Origin of the sequence: Candidatus Deianiraea vastatrix (assembly GCF_007993655.1) — a bacterium.
Lineage (GTDB): Bacteria > Pseudomonadota > Alphaproteobacteria > Rickettsiales > Deianiraeaceae > Deianiraea > Deianiraea vastatrix.
Genome location: NZ_CP029077.1, coordinates 1,097,275 through 1,111,597, shown reverse-complemented (window position 1 = coordinate 1,111,597; position 14,323 = coordinate 1,097,275). Strand labels below are relative to the sequence as shown.

At 31.9% G+C, this 14,323-nt stretch carries 15 protein-coding genes; 6 read left to right on the top strand and 9 right to left on the bottom strand.

Features of this window, described 5'->3' with window-relative positions; translation table 11 throughout:
- The 3 genes from deia_RS05330 (at position 1) to deia_RS05320 (ending at position 3,394) form a co-directional block, all read left to right on the top strand.
- Entirely contained in the window at positions 1-1,344 is a 1,344-nt protein-coding gene (locus tag deia_RS05330; protein WP_146821305.1) for an O-antigen ligase family protein, read from the top strand.
- A complete protein-coding gene (gene gatB, locus deia_RS05325) occupies positions 1,328-2,797 on the top strand; it encodes an Asp-tRNA(Asn)/Glu-tRNA(Gln) amidotransferase subunit GatB (RefSeq protein WP_146821303.1) in 1,470 nt (489 codons plus the stop codon). The genes deia_RS05330 and gatB overlap by 17 nt, the downstream gene beginning before the upstream one ends.
- 141 nt (positions 2,798-2,938) lie before the next feature.
- A complete protein-coding gene (locus tag deia_RS05320) occupies positions 2,939-3,394 on the top strand; it encodes a GNAT family N-acetyltransferase (RefSeq protein WP_146821301.1) in 456 nt (151 codons plus the stop codon).
- 406 nt (positions 3,395-3,800) lie between these two features.
- On the opposite strand, the gene xerA is transcribed toward deia_RS05320, so the two are convergent.
- The 3 genes from xerA to ndk are packed head-to-tail and all read right to left on the bottom strand — an operon-like array spanning position 3,801 to position 6,068.
- The gene (gene xerA, locus deia_RS05315) at positions 3,801-4,703 is read right to left on the bottom strand and encodes a site-specific tyrosine recombinase/integron integrase (RefSeq protein ID WP_161982880.1); all 903 of its coding nucleotides are present in this window, start codon (positions 4,701-4,703) and stop codon (positions 3,801-3,803) included.
- 57 nt (positions 4,704-4,760) lie between these two features.
- A complete protein-coding gene (locus tag deia_RS05310; RefSeq protein ID WP_146821297.1) occupies positions 4,761-5,624 on the bottom strand; it encodes a HemK/PrmC family methyltransferase in 864 nt (287 codons plus the stop codon).
- A gap of 30 nt (positions 5,625-5,654) precedes the next feature.
- Positions 5,655-6,068: a nucleoside-diphosphate kinase gene (gene ndk / locus deia_RS05305; RefSeq protein ID WP_410519469.1), complete on the bottom strand. Its 414-nt coding sequence runs from the start codon at positions 6,066-6,068 to the stop codon at positions 5,655-5,657.
- Between the two features lie 133 nt (positions 6,069-6,201).
- On the opposite strand from ndk, the gene deia_RS05300 reads away from it, so the two are divergent.
- Positions 6,202-6,525: a large ribosomal subunit protein bL28 gene (locus deia_RS05300; protein WP_161982879.1), complete on the top strand. Its 324-nt coding sequence runs from the start codon at positions 6,202-6,204 to the stop codon at positions 6,523-6,525.
- Between the two features lie 5 nt (positions 6,526-6,530).
- Here deia_RS05300 and deia_RS05295 read toward each other — a convergent pair whose 3' ends face one another.
- The gene (locus deia_RS05295; protein WP_146821293.1) at positions 6,531-7,532 is read right to left on the bottom strand and encodes an NAD(P)H-dependent glycerol-3-phosphate dehydrogenase; all 1,002 of its coding nucleotides are present in this window, start codon (positions 7,530-7,532) and stop codon (positions 6,531-6,533) included.
- Positions 7,533-7,655: 123 nt separating this feature from the next.
- Here deia_RS05295 and deia_RS05290 point away from each other — a divergent pair, with 123 nt between their 5' ends.
- Positions 7,656-8,657, top strand: coding sequence for a hypothetical protein (locus tag deia_RS05290; protein WP_146821291.1), 1,002 nt, complete (start codon positions 7,656-7,658; stop codon positions 8,655-8,657).
- A 117-nt stretch (positions 8,658-8,774) separates the two neighbouring features.
- Here deia_RS05290 and deia_RS05285 read toward each other — a convergent pair whose 3' ends face one another.
- Positions 8,775-9,452, bottom strand: coding sequence for a M48 family metallopeptidase (locus deia_RS05285; RefSeq protein ID WP_161982878.1), 678 nt, complete (start codon positions 9,450-9,452; stop codon positions 8,775-8,777).
- Positions 9,452-11,338, bottom strand: a complete 1,887-nt coding sequence (nuoL, locus tag deia_RS05280; protein ID WP_146821287.1) for an NADH-quinone oxidoreductase subunit L — start codon at positions 11,336-11,338, stop codon at positions 9,452-9,454. The genes deia_RS05285 and nuoL overlap by 1 nt, the downstream gene beginning before the upstream one ends.
- A 97-nt stretch (positions 11,339-11,435) precedes the next feature.
- Here nuoL and deia_RS05275 point away from each other — a divergent pair, with 97 nt between their 5' ends.
- The gene (locus tag deia_RS05275; RefSeq protein ID WP_146821284.1) at positions 11,436-11,792 is read left to right on the top strand and encodes an HIT domain-containing protein; all 357 of its coding nucleotides are present in this window, start codon (positions 11,436-11,438) and stop codon (positions 11,790-11,792) included.
- Here deia_RS05275 and deia_RS05270 read toward each other — a convergent pair.
- From deia_RS05270 to mtaB, 3 genes are all read right to left on the bottom strand, one after another.
- On the bottom strand, positions 11,787-12,044 hold the full coding sequence (locus deia_RS05270) for a succinate dehydrogenase assembly factor 2 (RefSeq protein ID WP_146821282.1): 258 nt from the start codon (positions 12,042-12,044) through the stop codon (positions 11,787-11,789). The genes deia_RS05275 and deia_RS05270 overlap by 6 nt on opposite strands.
- On the bottom strand, positions 12,041-12,931 hold the full coding sequence (locus deia_RS05265; protein ID WP_146821280.1) for a 4-hydroxybenzoate octaprenyltransferase: 891 nt from the start codon (positions 12,929-12,931) through the stop codon (positions 12,041-12,043). Before deia_RS05265 ends, deia_RS05270 begins: the two co-directional genes overlap by 4 nt.
- A 65-nt stretch (positions 12,932-12,996) precedes the next feature.
- Positions 12,997-14,304, bottom strand: a complete 1,308-nt coding sequence (mtaB, locus tag deia_RS05260; protein WP_146821278.1) for a tRNA (N(6)-L-threonylcarbamoyladenosine(37)-C(2))-methylthiotransferase MtaB — start codon at positions 14,302-14,304, stop codon at positions 12,997-12,999.
- Positions 14,305-14,323: the final 19 nt, after the last annotated feature.

Genomic DNA, 14,323 nt, shown 5'->3' with positions numbered 1-14,323 from the left:
ATGAAAAAAATTATAAAATTTACAATAAAATTAATAGCATTTATAAAAAAGAATATTGATATGATTGAAAAAATTGCATTCTTTTGTCTTGGAATAGCAATAATGTTTAATGTAAGAATGTGTAACCTAGTATTTCTTTCTTATGCAATAATTGCAGTATATGTTATCTTTTATAACAGAGAAAATGAAGTTATGCGATATGCACTGTGGACAGCAACGTCTCGCCCAATAATGGAGCAAGACAGTAAAGTTGCTGCATTTAAAGCAAAAATTTTTGAAGCAATCTTACTTTCCGCCTTTGCTGTTATTCCATCTCCAAATTTCAAATACTCTTTTACCTCACTAATAACTATATTAATTATGATATTTTTTGCAATTTTTGTGGCATCTGGATACTGTTTGCAAAAAAAAGTTGTTAAATATTTCTTTTCTTCCATGTTTGCTGTAATATCTTCTATCGCAATATATTACTATAATGGTAATCATTTTGAAATTAACGGCAAATCACTCGGCATTATAACATCGCTATATTACATATTCTTACATAGAGATGATGTTTTTACAGTACAGAAAATCAAAAAAATCCGTTACTTAATATACCTTTTACTCTATTGCTTAATTGGATTTGTAATATTTAAAAATCACTCTGCAACATCAAAATTAGTTTTCATCAGCTCACCTTTCGTATATTTTCTTTTTTCAAAACTCTCTATTAAAATTTCAAAAATAATCTTATTTTTTGCAACAATTTTAATTGTTTCTTCCGTAATTTTATTTTACTATTTTGTCGATATACATACTGTTTTTAAGAAATTTGGTACAATACCACCAAGCTTTAAACACAGAATGTGCATTGCCAAATACTCTATGGAAAAATTTACAGAAAATCCTTTTACTGGAAATGGCTTTAAATCATCAAGATTTTATAACACCAGCAAAGATTGCTTTATCGTAAAAAAAGGTGAAACTATTAATGATAAAATCGTAAATGAAGATTTCGCAATTCCATACAATGCAGGATTTCACAGTCATAATCTAATAATACAAATATTATTTGAATTTGGTGTATTTGGCATAATAGTCTTTGTTTTTTTAATGATAAGATTAATACAACAAATAAATCCATCACAAACACCCAAAACTTTTGCCCTAAAATTTACCGTATTTTATAATATTTTCATGCTATATTTCTTTTCATATAGCCTTTGGGAAGGTTGGATAATATCAGTCATTGTTATATTCTTCTTGCTTTATAAAAAAAATCATTGGAATATTCTTGAATATAAAAAAATATATCCTACAACAGATAAAAGTATGTTTTATAACCATGATTATTACCAGTAAAAAAGGAAATAGCTACGAGCTTGTAATTGGCCTTGAAATTCATGCTCAAATCAAGGATGAATGCAAGGTTTTTTCAAAATCATCAACCAACTGGGACGCAAAACCAAATACAAATATCAGCCCAATGGACATCGCATTACCGGGTGCCCTACCTGTTTTAAACATGAACGCAGTTTCAAAAGCAATTGCGGCTGGAATGGCTATTAATGCAACAATTAACGAGGAATCTTTCTTTGATCGCAAAAATTATTTCTATCCAGATCTTCCATCTGGCTATCAAATTACGCAATTTTATAAACCAATAGTTGAAAATGGCTGGGTCGATATTTCACTTGAAGATGCGTCAAAAAAACGAATAAATATCGAAAGAATCCATATAGAGCAAGATGCTGGAAAGTCAATCCACGATTTAGTAGGCGATAAAACTTGCCTTGATTATAATCGTGCAGGAGTTGGACTAATGGAAATTGTCTCAAAACCTGAGCTTTCATCACCATTTGAAGCGGGTGAGTATGTCAAAAAATTACGCTCTTTAATTCGCGCTGTTGGCGCCTCCGATGCAGATATGGACGAAGGCTCTATGCGCGTTGACGCAAATGTTTCCGTTCGCTTGGTTGGTGAAAAAAGACTAGGCACACGCTGCGAAATTAAAAATTTAAACTCAGTCAGGTATCTTCAGGCTGCAATAGAATTTGAAGCAAATCGCCATATTGAAATCATCGAAAACGGCGGTCAAATCGATCAAGAAACACGTCTTTTTAATGTTGAAAAGGGCGAAACTCGCAGCATGCGTAAAAAAGAAGATGCAAATGATTATAAATATTTCCCAGATCCAGATCTTCCACCACTTAAGTTATCTACTGATTTTATCGATGCAATTCGCAAAAATTTACCCGAGCTTCCTGAGCAAAAACTCACTCGCTATTTGGAATATGGAATAATCGAAAAAGAGGCAATAATAATGTCTGAAGATATTGGTTTTAGCTCATATTTTGACGAAGTTGCTAAAAAATCCGAGCCAAAAATGGCGTATACTTGGGTTATGATTGAGCTTCTTGGCCGCCTTAATAAAGAGCAGATAAAAATTGAGGAATCCAAAATTTTACCATCGCATATAATTGAGCTAATTTCCTTGATTACAAATGGTAAAATTAATGGAAAAATTGCTAAAACCGTTCTTGATGAAATGTTTGTTAAAATTATGTCAAATGAAGTTAAAACTCCAAGTGAAATTGTGAAAGATTTGGGCCTTGAACAAATTGATAATACCGACGAAATTATCGCTGCAATAAAGGATATTTTGAAAAATAATCCAACGCAACTGCAGTCGTTTAAAAATGGAAATCAAAAATTATTCGGTTTCTTCGTTGGCGAGGTTATGAAAGTGACAAAAGGTAAGGCAAATCCTGCAAAAGTCAACGATTTATTGAAAATTGAGATTGATAAAGCGTAGTTTGTTGCAAAATAATCTTACCAAATATCGAAAAATTTCCGATAAAATTCAATAAACATTATATCGCAAGAAATCTTTGTGCAAAAAATCCTTGATTATTAATTTTTTCGCACTAATATATAATATAATTTGCACATCTTTATGCTAAAAATTGCGACAAAATCTGATATTTCGTGGATAGTGGAGTTGTCTTATGAAAAAAGACTTACATACTCTAAACATCAGCCAAATTTTTGGAAAATGTCTGAAAATTCAAATGCAGTACAGGAAGAATGGTTTGAAAGCGAGATTGAAAATCCAAAAGTAATCGCACTTGCAGACGGTGAAAAACAAGGCTTCATTATGGGAAAAATCATTACTCCACCAGAGGTTTATGATGCTGGGCTTACTTTAATGATAGATGATTTTTGCGTAAAAAATGAAAATTTATGGCAAACTCTCGGCAGGGAAATGCTAAATGAATGTATCAAAATTGGAAAAACCAAAGGCGTGGTGCAGGTTTTGGTTGTATCTGGCGATCACGACATGGCAAAAAATAAACTCCTTGAAGACATGAATTTAGCCGTTGCAAGCAGGTGGTATACCGCAAAAGCCTGATTAATACTTCGCTTCTTAAATCTTCCTATACTTACAAATATATACTATGAATTTTGTAATTTGGGTTTGAATATCTGAGCTTTGATGGGGTAAATAATGCCAATTTTATACTATTTATAGTGATTTGCACAAGGTAGCGCGCTGCAAAAGCCTGATTTGCGTTGTGTTTTTGGCAAGATTTTGCTTTACCATTTAGAATTTTCTGGTTGCACTTTACGACTGCATCGATATTAATTAATATGTCTTCATAATCCTTGATATTACCTAAGCCTTCAGGTTTTATAATCCAAAAGTCTGATTAGTATTCGTTTTTAAAATTATCCATAATTACCAAATCAAACTTGCATTTACAAAAACTTAAACCAAAATATATGAGGCAAAAGTTTGAAATTTCATAGTTTCATTTTTATAAATTCTTCACCAAATTTCCATCATTACCCTCTGCATTATCTTTGCTCATTGGATGATATTTCTTGACTAAATCTACTATTTCTTTAGAATTTACATGGGTATATATCGCAGTTGTTGAAATATCTTTATGACCCAAAAATTCCTGAACCAACCTTAAATCCATTCCAGAATTAACCAATTTTAGGGCAATTGAATGCCGCAATGCGTGTGGATGTACTTTTTTTGCATCAATATTTGCCATTTTCGCTATATTTTTCAAAATATTTCCTACATGAATTCTTGAAATATGATTACTTCTAACCGATGGAAACAGGAAAATTGAACTTTGTAAATCTTCTAAATATTCATTTAATATGGAAATTGCGTTATTACTCACCGGCACAATGCGCTCTTTATTTCCCTTTCCAATCACTCTAATTTGCGATTTATCAATTTCAAGCTGTGATATTTTAAGCACGCATAGCTCACTCACGCGCATGCCGCTTGCAAAAAGTAAGGCTATTATCGCCGCATGTTTCTTGCCATTTTTTTCATCTTCCTTTGCAACTTCTATCATTTTTGCAACTTCTTCATCTGTTAAAAAATGTGGAATGTGTGATTCTTTTTTTGGTTTTTGAATGTTGATAATTGGGCTAGTATTAATAATATTCTCAGAAATTAAAAATTTGAAAAAATGCGATAAAGTTGATATTTTACGACAAATAGAGCTTGCCCTACATTTAGAATTTTGCTTTATCGTTAAAAAATAATTTTCAATATCGGTATTTTTTACATTCACGATTTCAATATCAGAAGGTAAATATTCCATGAAATTTTCAAGATCTTTTTTATATGCAATCAATGTATTTTTGCTTAAGTTTAACTCAATTTTGCAGTATTTAAGAAATTTTTCAACCACATAAAAAATATATACAAAACAATTATTGCTATATTAAGATAATAATCAAGTTTTTTCTCAATACTCATCAATTTTAAAGGTTGCACAGCGCATTATATGCGATAAATCCTTGTAAAATGCCAATTTGTGTGATTGGAAAATTTCCTTTATCATTACCTCCTGCATAATTCCAAACTCTATACCGCAAAGTGTATCAGATTTTACAACTTTGCCTATATTCTCAGCTATTTTGCGATAAAATTTTAGCCCATCTGCGCCGCCATCTAATGCAATTTTTGGCTCAAAATCTTTCACAGTATTGTCAAGTTTATCAATATCTATACTTGGAATATACGGGGGATTTGAAATAAAAACATCACATTTTCTATCAAAATCCCATTTATCATTCATAATATCCATTGGAATATTCTTGCAAATCACTTGATTTTTCAATATCTTTTCTGCATTTTTTAGGCTCATTTCCAGTGCAGCATCTGAAATATCAATAAAATAAAGGCAAATCTTACAACTTGGATTATCTAAAATATACTGTGCAGCAAAAGTTATACCAAGACATCCACTGCCGCAGCAAAAATCAAAAATCACAATCTCTGAAAGGGTTTTTTCCACTTTCATAAGCATATTTTCAATTAAAATCTCAGAATCGCATCTTGGTATAAGACATGCCTTGTTTAACTGAAAATCTCTGCCGTAAAACGACTTATATCCTAAAATATAGGCAAGCGGAATTCCATTATTTCTCTCTTTTATAACTTTATCAACAGAAGCAATATCTGTAAAAAACCCATCTAATATCGGTATTTCCAAATTAGATTTACCAGTAAAATGTTGAAAAATCCAAGCAGCCTCAGCCTTCTTTTCATTTACATCTCTAGTCTCTAGAGTTGAAAAAATGTATGCAAAAAAAGCACGATAATCCATTTGCACCTTGTAATGCTAAATTTTAGCTAATTAAAGTAAAATGCTTTCTGCAAAAAAGAATGCTATTTCTCTTTTTGCGTTCTCTTTCGAGTCAGATCCATGTACTGAATTTTCCCCGATAGAAAGTGCACATTCAGCACGAATAGTTCCAGCTTTTGCATCTTTAGGATTTGTAGCACCCATTATATCACGATATTTTTCAATAGCGTTTTCGCCTTCCAAAACCTGCACAACAACGCGTCCAGCCGTCATCATTTCAACCAACTCCCCGAAAAATGGGCGAGATGAGTGAACTGCATAAAATTCTTCAGCCTGTTTCTGAGTCATTCTTATCATTTTTTGAGCAATAATTCTAAGACCTGAATTTTCAATAATAGTATTAACTTTTCCAGTAATATTGCGTCTTACCGCATCAGGTTTAATAATTGATAGAGTTCTTTCCATGAATATATATAAATTCCAAGCCACTTAAAGAAACATTTTCTTAATTGTCAAGTGAAAAATTTTAAATTTTGAAAAATAGTGCTTGACAATTAAAAATATGAGTTTAGGCATATTAAACCATTTAATAATACATATGTCTAGATGTGAAGTTACATCTTCTACCGTTTCTCGTGGTAACAATGTTCCAAAATCAAATAAAAAAACGAGAAGAACAATAAAAAATAGCGTTGCAAATAGGAAATTCTTTAGCAAAGTTTTTGGCTCTTATGTTTATCTTAAATGCACAAAAGCAGCTTGCGATACAATTATTAAACACGGTGGCATAGATTGCTATGTTTTAAATGTGAAAAACTCTAGAATATCAGACGAAATTTCTGCAATTAAAACTAGAATGTTAAAGTGCATAGAAAATAAAAATCTTACAGAAATGACTCCTGAACAAATACAATTTCTATAGTCTTTTTATTCACTTTTTTCTTCGACGGAATTTAGAATTTCAGCAGGCTTTGAATCTTTATATAAAATGTCATAAAGTGCATTTATGTACTTCAAGCTTTGCTTGTTAAATCTTTTAACTCTTAAACTCATAGACCTTATAGCCTTTGTTGCAAAATAGCCCTCAACTAAGTCTTTTTCAAGAAGCTCGGCAATTTTTTCACCTCTTCCAATTGCAATTCCAAACTTTTTATTTCGCGACTTTTCATCAAAACATGTAAGCATTATATCGCCAATTCCAGCTGCTAAATATGCACTATTTTTCTTTGCTTTATACACCTTACTCAAACGCTGGATTTCAGATACAAAATGCATCAATGTTCTAATTATCCTGTTTTTTCCAAAGCCAAGACCCTCTAAAATACCAACAGTTATCGCCATTACATTTTTCATAGCCCCAAAAAGCTGAACGCCGATAATGTCATTACTTGATTCAATCTTAATGTTTGTTGAGCGAAAAATTATTGAAAGCAGCTTGGTTTTGATTAAATTTTTACCCGCAAGCGTTGTAATTGAAAGCTCGCCGCGCGCTATTTCATCTGCAAAATTTGGACCGGAAAACACATATATATTCGCCTTTTTCCCTAGAATATTTTTCGCAATCTCGCTATAAAAAAATGGATAATTTTCACTAATTCCCTTGCTACATATAATAACTTTGGCATTTTTCTTAATTAATCCCTCCATTTTCTCACATACATCTTTTATGCCATTTGACGAAACCGAAATAAAAATAATTCCCGCTTTGTCAACCGCATCTGCAATATCATCGGTTGCACTTGCAGTCTCAAATTTACATTCATGAAAGCATTTTGGACTCACTTTATGCTCGTTAAAATACTCAACATCATCTTTATTTCTTGAATACATGGCAATTTTATACCGTGATGTAATATCTAGCCTATATGCAATGGCAGTGCCAAATTTTCCCATGCCAATAAAGGCAATTTTTTCTTTATGAATTATCATAAAAACATATAATTACACGATATTAACATGATTTTTATAAATTGCAATTCTTTATTTTTTTTAAATTATTTTCTTGACATTTAAAAAAATACCCATAGCTGCAACTTAAATTTATGTTTCATTATGAAAACTTTATCTACTAGTATTGTCTTATCAACAGCTTTATTTGCAAATGCAAATGCAGCAGATTTAAAACGCCTTGACGGAGCAGTGATGCAAAGACTTAAATCAAATTTTGAAGGAAGTATTGCAATGTCTCAAGAAAAAGGTCAGTATGAATTTAAAACGCCAGCTGGTGGCTCGATTTTGACTTATGACAAAATGAAGTCAAATCAATTTCTCTGGGATGCAAAGTATAAAATCTTCACTCAAGGAATAGACAATTTTTTCGTTTATGCAAGCGGAAATTTCGGCAAAATTAGAAAAGGTGAAGTAAGAGATGACGATGTAAGAAATCTTGCTTCAGGAATGTCTTTTCATCAACTTGGTGGAAACTTGCGTCAAAGAAAAATCGGTATAGGTTACTCATTTGATGCATCAAAGCTATCAGAAAAACTAAATAGCCACATTATTAGCTTTGACATTGCCTATTTTAAAAAGAATGTCAATACAAAATCTTATGGACATGGTTATTCATTTTACGGCTCACAAACTACTATGGTAGATGATGGCAGTGGAACTCTTACACCATATACAACACCAGAAACCATGACTCATGATTACGATAATGGCAATGATCTAAATTCAAATGGCATTTTCGAAGGCTTGTCAATTGGCTCAAAAATCGAGAAAATTATCGATCAAGACTCATCAATTTCACTTGCGGCAAATGCCTTAATTACATCCTACAGAGCGCGTAATTTTTGGCGTGCAAGAGATATAAACTGGGGCTTACATGAATCTGGTAATATGGGCTTAAATGGTTTTGATATGCGAGCTGAATATTTAACAAATATAACAAATCATGTTGATTTATCACTATTTGCATACTATCAACAAATCAAAACTAAAAAATTAAATGAATTTGAAAATGGTGAAGGTTATATGCCAAGTGATATGCTTATACATTCAAGTTATGCCTTTGTAAAATCTTATGGCATTGGTGCTGGATTTAAATTTAGTTAATAAAATTTATACTTGTAATGCTGAAGTCTTGAATCTATTGACTTAAAACTTCACATTACAAGCAGCATATTTACATTTGAAATTACCAACATTGTAAGAATGCAAAAAAAGAGCTCACTAAACAAATTTGTACTTATAGCCTTTAAGCCGAGCCTCAATTTCTCTAAAATTTGGCATTACAAGCAGTAGTAAATTATAAAAGCCACGCCCATGATTCATGTGAAAAACATGGCAAAGCTCGTGCATAATAACATATTTTATAATCTCTAAATCGTAGTGTATTAAAGACAAATTCAGCGTCATAACTCCACTTGTAGACATTGAGCCATATCTGCTCTTCATTTTTCTGATTTTCAAGCTTATATCCTTATTAATTGGCTTTATAGTTTCAAAAATTGCAAGGCACTGCCTTATTTTCTCATTAAAAATCTCTATTGCATTTTTCTCAAAAAGCTTTTTAATCAATTGATAGCTGACTTTTTTTGTATAAATCTCAAGGTTTTCGCCATTTTCCAAAATGCAATCTTTACCAGATGTTGGAAATATTTTAATCACCAAATCCCTGCCAAGATAAGGAAATATCGTGCCATCTTCGTATTTTATCTTTGATATATCAAAAATTGTCTTGGCTTTTATTTTGTCTATTTGCTTTTGTATCCAAGGCCTTTTCTGATTTATGAAATTTTCCACAAAATCTTGCGATATTCTATGCCCAAAACGCACCACAACATCTAAATTTTGGCAAACCTTAATCGAAACACTGCGTCTTTTGGTTTTGATATACTTAATTTCCATTAAAGCGTGAGTAAAATCATGAAAATTACAGTAACAACACTGATAATTAGATAATAATTTATACATCCAGACTGAATTCTTTTGGTTTTATTTGATATATTAAGCACGCAATCTGCTTGATTTGAAACTATAACTTTATTTACCATTAAATCAAATTTTAAACCCATGTAATCTGCTATTTTTATATAAGGTTTTACAAAAATTTCCGAATATAACTCATCAAAATACCACTTATTTTCAAAAAATTTAGTAAATTTCCCAAGGAAACTGTAGATTCTTGCCGGAATATCCGTCTTGTAAAGATATAAAAAGCTTGCAAGCGAAATTGCAAAAAGCGATATTACAAGCGGTAAATGTGATTCATGATTTTTCTCCATTAATTCAGCAATTTTCGCATTATTTTCAGAAATAATAATGTCAGATCTCAAAATATGCAAAACATTTTCCAAGAAATGACCAGATATAACCGATAAAATCGCAAGAATGAATAGCGGAGCAAGTATCTGTATATTTGACTCATGCGCTTCGTGATGTGCGTCTTTTTGCCCGAAAAATACTACATAAATCAACCGAAATGAATAAAATGATGTCATAAATACAACGATATTACCGCAAATATATGCAAAACTCGCTATAAAATCACCCCTTGTTGCCGCGGCATGTAATATTGCATCTTTTGAATAAAACCCTGCAAAAGGCGGTATTCCGCATATTGCAAGCGTCCCAATTATCATAGCAAAGCATGTTATAGGCATTTTTTTGTATAAATCACGCCCCATGTGAAATATATTTTGCTCATGATGCATGCCTAAAATCACGCTTCCGGCGCATAAAAATAACAAGGCTTTAAAAAAGCCATGCGTCAACAAATGAAAAAAGCCACCACTATAAAGCCCAAGCCCACACGCCATAAACATATATCCAAGCTGGCTACAGGTTGAATAAGCAATAATTTTCTTAATGTCTGTTTGTAAAATCGCAACACTTGCAGCAAAAATCGCAGTAATTGAGCCGATAATCGTGATAAAATTCATTGTAAGTGGCGAGTTATCAAACAGCACAGCACATTTACATAGCATGAAAACCCCAGCAGTTACCATAGTTGCAGCATGTATCAAAGCCGAAACGGGAGTTGGACCTTCCATAGCATCAGGCAGCCAAATATGCAAGAAAATCTGTGCAGATTTCCCCATTGCTCCCATAAAAAGCGTCATACATATAACGTCTATATTAGTAAAAATGCCTATTTGGTATGTATTTTGCGTAATGTTTTCTAGTGATAAAATCTGAGCAAAATTTAACGATCCAAAATCACGAAGCAACATGCTTATGCCAAAAATCATAAAAACATCCGCAACACGATTTGTTAAAAAAGCCTTCATTGATGCCAAATTTGCTGAATTTTTGCGGTGATAATAGTTAATTAGCAAATAAGATGCAACTCCAACTCCCTCCCAGCCAAAAAATAATTGCAGAAAGTTACTCGATAAAACAAGGCAAATCATGCAAAATGTAAAGAAAGATATGTTAATCATAAATCTTTCATATTTCTCTTCGTGCATGTATTTTGTTGAATAAATATGCACAAGGCACGAAACAAATGTAATTAAAGTTACCATTAAACTTGAGATTTTTGTAATCGATGCACCAAAAGATACATAAGATTTTCCAAGTAAAATCCAGTCAAAAGCGTGATAATACTCAAAAACTTCCCTTGCAAAAAATATACGATATGCGATATATAAAGATATTATTGCAGAAATTCCAATTAAAGTGCTTGATAAAAATGCAATAATCTGTGTTGATTTTTTACACTCAATTTTGTTAATCAATAAGCATAAAACACTAGATATAGCCGGTAAAATTAATAAACTTAAACCTATCATACAAACACAAATTTTTTACACTATAACATAACTTTTTTATTTTTCTACTTGTTTTTTAATTTTTTTTCAAAAATATTCTAATAAATTTAATAAAAATATGTACGATAATAATAATCCATTTGCAAAAATCTTACGAGGCGAACTAGGGTGTAAAAAAGTCTGGGAAGACGATAAAAATCTTGCATTTTGGTCAATAGAGCCAAAAGCACCAGTTCATATCCTAGTAATTCCAAAAAAGAATTATGTTGACTTTGACGACTTTTCACAAAACGCATCAAGCGATGAAATTTCATCAACAATGCAAGCTATTTCAAAAGTTGCAAAAATAATGAATCTTGAAGACGGATATAGAGTTGTAACCAACAATGGAAAAAACTCAGGACAAAGCGTATTTCATCTTCATTTCCATATACTTGGAAAAGCTGTTTTGTCTGACGATATAAAAGGTTTATAGCTTTTGCACATTAATATTATTGTAAATTCCCCTAATAATAAAACTATACCTTTCCTCATAGTTTGAATTTGTAACTATCCAGTTGTAAATATCCCAATCATTTTCTGACAAAAATTCTTCATATACCTTCAGCTCCCTTTCGCTCATATTAATACAATTTTCCTGCGCAAAGTTTGTTAAAAGAAAATCCGTCTCTTTACACCCCCTATGACTGCTTTGATAAATTAATTTCTTTACTTTATCATCCATCATATAAACATAAAATATCTTCCGGCTAAAATTTGCAATGTTATTAATAACCCTACTATAACATTATATTGAAAAGCTCTATTAAATGAGTCTTCATGCTCATTTTTAATAACAATCTTAAATATCTTTATTAAAGTCAATAATATCGGCACTATAAATAAATAATAGATAAAAGACATGCTTGACATATAGCCTCCAAAAATCAATATTCCAGTGATAATAATGATAAATTTTAATAAATGCCCAAATATCATAGACCCATATTTTCTTGCCGTTGAATTAATATTGATTTTTTCATCACACTTGGCATCCTGCATTGCATATATTGTATCATAAAACATTGTCCAATAAATTCCACATATATAAAATATTAAGCTTGAATTAGAAATTTGATTATAAACCGTTGCATATCCAACTAAAACACCAATGTTAAATCCAAAACCTAAAATTAGCTGAGGATAATTAAAAAACCTCTTAAATAGTGGATATACAAGTGCAATAATAAAGCCAATAAATATCATTAATTTTGCCGTTTGATTAAAAATGATAAAACATAAAAGACATACCTGTAGCCATAAAAACGCAACTAATAAAGCTTGCCATACCTTCATTTTTCCACATGCAAGGGGTCTGTTTTTTGTTCTTTCAACTTTTGCATCTATCTTTCTATCCATTATATCATTTACAATACAGCCAAATGATCTTGCAGCAATGGAACCTATTAAAAATATTACCATAGCTATGAAAATCGCCTTTTTTGATATATGCGGCGCATACGCCAAAAATAACCCCCAAAGACATGGAAAAAATAGTAATAATATCGGCTTTGGATTGCTAAGTCTACTAATTTCAATCGCATTCCTTATAAATAATATAATGCTTTTTTTCATCGTATTAAAATTCTTTACTATTTATTAACTTATCTATTATTGTTTTCAAGTTTTTTTATAACAAATTAATCACACATAACCTCCCCATCAATAATGTCAGTGCAAATAACGGAAATAATAGACCCAACCTGCAAAGATGTAAATTTAGACTTATCTTTTGGCGTAATTTTCGCAAAATTCTCACTACGCAAAGTAAAATCTGCCTCCACAACACAGCTTTGAGCTTTTCCAATTAGTGATTTTGAAAAATCCATCAATACCCTATCCCCAAGTGCAATTAAGTCACTTGTTCTCCTTTTCCTTATATCAAGCTTTACTTGTGGCATTTTCGCAGCAGGCGTGCCATTTCTTGCCGAATATGTAAATGCGTGAATATATTGAATTTGGCATTTTTCAACAAGTTTTAGTGTATTTTCAAACATTTCGTCTGTTTCGGTTGGAAATCCACAAATAATATCCGCCCCAAAACCAACATCTGCCCTATAACTACGCACTAAATCGCAAAACTTCACAACATCATCTGGCGTATGCCTTCTTTTCATTCGTTTTAAAATTAAACCATCGCCAGACTGCAAGCTAATGTGAAAATATGGCATAAGCCTTGGCTCTGTTTTAATTAGGTCTATTAAATCTTCATCAATTTCCGCAACATCAACAGACGAAAGCCGCAGCCTTTTAAGATCAGTTGTTGCCAAAATCCTCTTACATAAATTACCAAGACTAGGCTTTGCTGGCAAGTCAAGCCCATAGTCTGTAATGTCAACACCAGTTAGCACAACCTCGTTATATCCAGATGCGATAAGCTCTTTTATATGATTTACAACCTGCGCAACGGGCACAGATCTTGAATTTCCCCTGCCAAATGGAATAATACAAAAAGTACACCTATGGTTACATCCATTTTGAATTTGCAAAAACGCACGAGAGCGATTTTGTGTGTCTGCAAAAAGGTGATTTGCCGTTTCACGAATTGACATAATGTCATTTACTTGCGCCTTTTGACTGCTAATTTGCAAAGGGCTTGACCACTCCTTAGATAATTTCTCGTAAAACCCATCATCTGTCTTAATGTCATTTCCAATTACCTTTTCAACTTCTGGCATTTTTGTAAATTGCTCAGGATTAATCTGCGCAGCACACCCAGTTACTATAATCTTCTTATCAGGATATTGCTTCTTAATCTTTCTTATTGCCTGACGAGATTTTCTTTCCGCCTCCGCCGTTACAGCGCAAGTATTTACAACAATACACTTGCCCGATATACTGGTTTTCTCAATGATTTTATCAATTACACTGCTTTCATAACTATTTAACCTGCACCCAAGATTAATCACATTTTGATCCTCATTTTTTTTATTTTCATTATCAGACATTTTTTACTTGACAATACTG